The organism is Paenibacillus sp. JCM 10914 (genome assembly GCF_001315105.1).
Taxonomy (GTDB): Bacteria; Bacillota; Bacilli; order Paenibacillales; family Paenibacillaceae; genus Paenibacillus_AQ.
Window position 1 is genome coordinate 91,953 of sequence record NZ_BAZR01000020.1, and the last position, 6,178, is coordinate 98,130.

Sequence of the window (6,178 nt, forward strand, 5' to 3'; positions counted from 1 at the left end):
CAAATCACATAGTAAGGGGTATAGGTATGAAAAAATCCATGTTTTTAAAGTTAGTTGGTATTCTGGCAGTTTTGACTTTGATGTTAGTAGCTTGTTCAGATCCAAATAATGAAGTCAAGGAAAGCAATGAAGCTAGCCAGGAGTCAAAGTCTACTGAAACGAATGCTAGTGAAGAGGCTGCTAAGACTACGGTTGAAATCACGGATGCCCATGGGACGGTTACTGTTCCGGTAAACCCGAAGAATGTCGTTGCTTTGGATAATCGAACATTCGAAACTTTAGCGGATTGGAACATTGACTTAGTTGCTGTTCCCAAGGATGTCATGCCGTCAGATTCACCTTATGTGAAGGACGATTCAGTTCAAAATGTCGGAAACCACCGCGAACCAAATCTTGAAATTATAGCTGCCGCCAACCCTGAACTTGTCATTATCGGTCAAAGATTTGCTGGCTATTACGAAGATATCAAAAAAATAGTGCCAAATGCAGCGGTTATTGATCTTAATGTTGATGTTTCTGAGGAAGCTGCCACGCCTGGGGAAAACTTAACCAACGGACTCAAGAATTCTACCATTGCGCTAGGACAAATTTTTGATAAAAATGAAGAAGCTAACCAACTGGTAGCTGATTTTGATAAAGTAATCGAAAATGCTAAATCTGCTTATAACGGAACAGATACTATTATGAGCGTTATCGTTGCGGGTGGGAATATTGGTTTTTCTGCACCTCATTCTGGACGTGTTTGGGGACCGATGTATGAAATTTTCGGTTGGGTTCCGGCATTAGAAGTTGCCGATGCTACTTCAGATCATCAAGGTGATGAAGTTTCTGTTGAAGCTATTGCACAAAGTAATCCTGATTGGCTTTTCGTACTAGATCGTGATGCTGCAACATCTTCTGCAACTGATTCCGTTCCTGCACAGGATGTGATTGATCATTCGCCTGCTCTTCAAAATACAACTTCTGTTTCTAAAGGACAGATCGTTTATGCACCAGCCGATACTTACACCAATGAATCCATTCAGACTTATATAGAGTTATTTGAAAATCTTGCAAATACTTTAGCTAAGTAGTGTAAAGGGGTTTGAAATAGTGCCAAGAAATACAATTTCTAGGGTTGAGAATTTTTCTCAACCCCAGTTTTATAAACACAATAAAATATGGACCAAATCTTTCATATTAGCGGTTATAGCTGTTTTTACTTTAGGCATGATATCACTGTTTACGGGAGTCTATGATATACGTGGACAAGCAGATGGAATGGAGATGTTTTTCATCACTCGCGTTCCGAGAACCTTTGCGTTAATGCTTACTGGAGCTGCGATGGCCATGGCTGGACTCGTCATGCAACTCATAACACAGAATCGCTTTGTCGAACCTACTACAACAGGGACGATGGAATGGTCAGGTCTGGGGCTGCTTCTTGTTTATTTATTATTTCCCGCCCCGACTTTAGCGCTAAGAATGAGTGGTGCCATCATTTTTTCTTTTATAGGAACTATGATTTTCTTTTTGTTTTTAAGAAGAGTTAAACTTCGTTCGTCATTGATTGTGCCGATTATTGGATTGATGCTTGGAGCCGTCATTTCGGCAGTGTCCACTTTTACGGGACTCCTGTTTCAAATGACGCAAAGTATTGAAAGTTGGTTTGTAGGTTCTTTTGCGGCCGTTCAGGTGGGAAGATATGAATATTTATGGATCATCGTTATCGTTACTTTGCTTATTTTTCTGTATGCTAATAGATTGACTTTAGCTGGACTAGGAGAAGATGTCGCAACAAGTCTCGGCGTTAATTACAATCGAATTGTTCTTTTCGGGACAGCTCTTATTTCTATTGCTGTTGGAATTGTCGCAGCTGTTATTGGAAACCTGCCTTTCTTGGGTTTAATTGTCCCGAACATTGTATCCATGTTTAGAGGCGATGATCTTAGGAGCAATTTACCTTGGGTCTGTGTGATTGGAATGGGGACTATAACGGCCTGTGACATCATTTCTCGGACCATAATCATGCCTTTTGAAGTGCCTGTTTCTTTAGTCCTTGGAACTTTAGGATCCGTCATATTTATTACTATTTTATTGAGACAACGAAAACCACGGAGGCTGCGATGAACACATTGGAATATAGAAATATAGAAAATGTTAAAATCGATTCTGGCCTTCATCATGCGAATAGATCAGCCAGGGCTTTCCGTTCTACGAAGGAAGAAAGACGTTATTGGATTCTGCTGATAACATTGATCGCTTTGGGCGTCCTTGCTTCATACGGACTTTTAGTTTATAACAATCCGGTTCCGCCAGATTCCCCTTCTTTTATCCCCGTTGTGATGAGAAGGATCGTAGCGCTTGTTGCCATGATTATTGCTGCAGTTTGTCAGAGCTTGTCGACGGTTGCTTTCCAATCGATTACGAATAACAGAATTATCACGCCTTCGCTGTTAGGTTTCGAATCACTGTACTCCACCATTCATACCAGTACAATATTTTTCTTTGGTGCCGGAGCCTTGATCAATTTCAGTGGGGTTGGATCATTTTTATTTCAAGTTATCGTTATGGTTCTAATGAGTCTGATCCTTTATGGATGGTTACTTTCCGGTAAATACGGGAATCTACAGCTTATGCTGTTGATTGGAATTATTATTGGCACGGGGCTGAATTCTGTGTCCACTTTCATGAGAAGACTACTTGCGCCATCTGAATTTGATATTTTACAGGCCAGATTGTTTGGTTCTGTTAATAATGCGGATCCGGCATATTTTCCTATTGTAATTCCTATGGTCATCATTGTGGCACTATTACTTCTCGCTCATTCTAAGAAACTGAATATACTGTCACTTGGAAAGGATGTTTCTACTTCGGTTGGCGTGAAATATCAATTTAGTGTTATTTATACGCTGATATTAGTCGCTATTTTGATGTCCATCTCAACAGCTTTAATTGGACCACTTACGTTCTATGGATTTTTAGTAGCCACTTTGAGCTATCAGGCGGCGTCAACTTATGATCACCGATACATGTTTCCAATGGCTCTTACTATCGGATTTTTGATCATCACGAGTGCATACTTTTTGATGTATCATGTATTTCATGCGCAAGGTGTCGTTTCCGTGATTATCGAATTATTTGGTGGAATCATATTCTTAATTGTAGTTCTAAGGAAGAGGGCCTTATGATAAAAATTGATAATGTTAAAAAGTCCTATACAGAAGAAGTCAAAATAGGGCCATTGAATATTGAGATACCCAAAGCAGGTGTTACTTCTTTAATCGGACCCAATGGCGCTGGCAAGTCTACGACACTCTTGATGATCGGAAGGCTTTTGGATATGGAGAAAGGTCAAATTCAGGTGGCCAATATGGATGTTTCTAAATCCAAGTCCAAGGACTTAGCCAAAATCTTGACGATATTGCGGCAAGAAAATCATTTTGTAACCAGGCTTACGATTAGACAACTCGTTGGCTTTGGACGCTTTCCGTATTCAAAGGGACGGCTAACGAAAGAGGATGAGGTCATTATTTCTAAATATATCGATTTTTTAGATTTGACTGATTTAGAAAATAGATATTTAGATGAACTTTCTGGTGGTCAAAGACAAAGGGCCTATGTAGCGATGGTATTATGCCAAGAGACGGAATATGTACTTTTGGACGAGCCTTTGAACAACCTGGATGTGGCTCGTTCTGTCCAAATGATGGAGCACTTGAGACGCGCGGCTAATGAATTTGGCAGAACGATTTTGACTGTTTTGCACGATATCAATTTTGCAGCCAAATATTCTGATCGGATTTGTGCAATGAAAGATGGACAAATTGCCGCTTTTGGAACAGTAGAAGAGGTGATGGACCCGAAAGTTTTGACAGATATTTTTGAAACAAAAATAGAAATTATCGACGGTCCTTATGGGCCGATCGCTGTGTATTAGATACCAAATTCCAAAAAAGAAGATATCAATAAAATTAGCCTGCCCCAATCATTTCCTGCAGCTTGCACAGATCATAACAGCTCTAGTTGAAGTTGCTGTCTGTATTTTACAGGCGGCAGCTTTTTTCAAATGACATAGAGGTTGAGTGAATTCCTGCCCCTCGAATATAATAGCAGCAAGACCTCCGTGACATTGCGCACATTATCGCTCGTTTCGGAGATGTTCTTGTCTTATCTAGGCCTTTGTTACTATTAACAAGCTGAGGTTTGGCATTAATTCCGAACGTTCTTTTGGAAATTTGTATTTAACATTCGTTTTTGTTATTGACAAGCTTGGGCATCTCGTCCTAGAATATGTGTAGAAACTGACATGACAACAACAAATAACGAGCTTTTTCGTATAATCCGGGAATGGGCCCGGGAGTCTCTACAGGTCACCTTAATGATCTCGCTACGAAGAGAAGAGCGGCAATATAATAACGCAGACAAGCCAAGCTTTAGCGTTCGGATACATGGGAATATTTCGTTCTCTTGTCTGAACGTTGTTGCGGGGTGTTATTGCGGAGGTTTATTGTTTTGCGGCTCTTTTTTCCAAGCGATCGGCCCTGGGGATCTATCCTCAGGGTTTTTGTCTGTTGTCAGCGTCACTAATTTTAAGGGGGATATCTCTACAATGGAGCGTTTCTTTAAACTAAAGGAACACGGAACAAACGTAAGAACCGAGATCATCGCAGGTTTGACGACCTTTATGACGATGGCGTACATCCTGTTCGTCAACAACCTGTTCTTGGGTCCGGACGGCGCGGGCATTCCGCAAGAAGGTGTGTTCTTCGCAACAGCGGTCGGTGCGGGTCTGGTTACAATGGCAATGGGATTCTTCGTTAACATTCCGGTTGCATTAGCACCTGGTATGGGTCTGAATGCGTATTTCATGACCGTTGTATTGAGTTCGAATGGTGCGATTACATGGCAGGCTGCTCTCGGGGCAGTATTCCTTTCCGGTATCGTATTTATCATTCTAACGGTTACCAAGGTTCGACAAATGTTGCTGACTGCGGTGCCTAACAATTTAAAAATCGGAATTACCGTAGGTATCGGTTTGTTTATTGCCATCATCGGTTTTAAACTGGGTAATTTGGTGAACGTATCGATTAACCCAGGCGTAGATGTTAGTCAGCCTGTCGCAGGCGGAGCGTTTAATCTGGGCATGGGTAATTTCGTAGAGCATCGTGATGCACTGCTCGCTCTGATCGGACTGTTCATCATCGCGATTCTAATGGTGCTCAAACTGAAAGGCGCGTTGCTGATCGGTATCGTACTGACTACCCTGATTGGTATTCCGATGGGCGTTACGGATCTGTCGGGTCTGAGCGGCGCGAGCTGGATTCCTTCATTCGATAATCTGGCTGTGGGCCAGTTGGATCTGAAGGGTGCAATCGGTATCGGCCTGCTCGAAGTTATCTTTATCTTCACGTTCGTTGAATTGTTTGATACGTTCGGAACACTGGTAGGTACAGCTGGCCGCGCGGGTCTTCTCAAGAAGAAGGACGGCGAGAAGAAGCTTGGTAAAGCGATGCTTGTTGATGCGGGCGGCGTTAGTGCCGGTGCATTCCTCGGAACAAGTACGATTACCGCTTATGTTGAGAGTACTGCTGGTGTAGCTGAGGGTGGACGTACCGGTTTGACTGCTGTAACTACTGGCGTACTGTTTATTCTGGCATTGTTCCTGGCACCACTGGCTCTGGTTGTTCCTTCTGCTGCAACAGCTCCGGCACTCATTATCGTTGGGGTGCTTATGATGAGCCAAGTACGTGATATCGAATGGGATGATTTCCTGCAGGCGTTCCCAGCGTTCCTTACTATTGTAATTATGCCTTTCACTGGCGGAATTGCTCACGGTATCTCGGCTGGTATCATTTCCTTCGTTATACTGGCTCTCTTCGGTAAACTGGTAGGTCGCGATACGAAGATTCACTGGCTGATGTGGATTATATTTATCATCGTTGTCATCCGGTACGCTTTCATGGGAGCGGAATGACGAACTTATAGAATAGTAGAACGGCTGTCCTTGAGGACGGCCGTTTTTTTGTTTTACTATATATATGATATAGTGCGATATTTTTTATTGAAAAAAGCTTGCATTAACAAATAGATGTGTGATATATTCTAATTCCGGCCGAGAAAACGCCGGTAACATTCGACAAATAGCTAGCAAGATGAACGAAAGTAATTGAAAATTAAGTCTTGCAAAGTTCGACAG

General features: G+C 42.1%; 5 protein-coding genes and 1 riboswitch. All 5 genes read left to right on the forward strand.

Annotated elements, in window-relative coordinates; genetic code table 11:
- Nucleotides 1–26 precede the first annotated feature (26 nt).
- The 5 genes from JCM10914_RS19590 (at nucleotide 27) to JCM10914_RS19610 (ending at nucleotide 5,956) form a co-directional block, all read left to right on the forward strand.
- Nucleotides 27–1,073 (forward strand): siderophore ABC transporter substrate-binding protein, encoded by a 1,047-nt coding sequence (locus JCM10914_RS19590; protein WP_023963896.1) that lies wholly within the window; start codon nucleotides 27–29, stop codon nucleotides 1,071–1,073.
- A gap of 19 nt (nucleotides 1,074–1,092) precedes the next feature.
- Nucleotides 1,093–2,109, forward strand: coding sequence for an ABC transporter permease (locus JCM10914_RS19595; protein WP_023963897.1), 1,017 nt, complete (start codon nucleotides 1,093–1,095; stop codon nucleotides 2,107–2,109).
- A complete protein-coding gene (locus tag JCM10914_RS19600) occupies nucleotides 2,106–3,170 on the forward strand; it encodes an iron chelate uptake ABC transporter family permease subunit (RefSeq protein ID WP_023963898.1) in 1,065 nt (354 codons plus the stop codon). The genes JCM10914_RS19595 and JCM10914_RS19600 overlap by 4 nt, the downstream gene beginning before the upstream one ends.
- Entirely contained in the window at nucleotides 3,167–3,919 is a 753-nt protein-coding gene (locus tag JCM10914_RS19605; RefSeq protein WP_023963899.1) for an ABC transporter ATP-binding protein, read from the forward strand. The genes JCM10914_RS19600 and JCM10914_RS19605 overlap by 4 nt, the downstream gene beginning before the upstream one ends.
- 375 nt (nucleotides 3,920–4,294) lie before the next feature.
- Nucleotides 4,295–4,392, forward strand: a riboswitch (purine riboswitch).
- A 199-nt stretch (nucleotides 4,393–4,591) separates the two neighbouring features.
- The gene (locus JCM10914_RS19610) at nucleotides 4,592–5,956 is read left to right on the forward strand and encodes an NCS2 family permease (protein ID WP_023963900.1); all 1,365 of its coding nucleotides are present in this window, start codon (nucleotides 4,592–4,594) and stop codon (nucleotides 5,954–5,956) included.
- The last annotated feature ends 222 nt before the right edge of the window (nucleotides 5,957–6,178 follow it).